This is a genomic window from Flavobacterium psychroterrae (assembly GCF_018380615.1).
GTDB lineage: Bacteria > Bacteroidota > Bacteroidia > Flavobacteriales > Flavobacteriaceae > Flavobacterium > Flavobacterium psychroterrae.
Map to the genome: position 1 here is coordinate 1 of NZ_JAGYVZ010000104.1, position 255 is coordinate 255.

At 43.5% G+C, this 255-nt stretch carries 1 rRNA gene; it reads left to right on the forward strand.

Annotation, left to right across the window (positions count from 1 at the left end):
• Positions 1-143: 143 nt before the first annotated feature.
• Positions 144-255, forward strand: a 16S ribosomal RNA gene (locus KHA90_RS25255); the annotation flags it as partial.

Below are 255 nucleotides of genomic sequence, written 5' to 3' on the forward strand. Positions count from 1 at the left end.
CGTTCGTAGACATATTGAATTGACAGCCGCTTTAACAGAGATGTTAGGGCAAAAGAATAAAGAGTAAGATAATCGAGAGATTGAAAAGAACCGATAGAGACTGATTCGAATAACAATAGCTTGATTAATCAAGCAAACAATATACGATGAAGAGTTTGATCCTGGCTCAGGATGAACGCTAGCGGCAGGCTTAACACATGCAAGTCGAGGGGTAGAAGTCTTCGGACTTTGAGACCGGCGCACGGGTGCGTAACG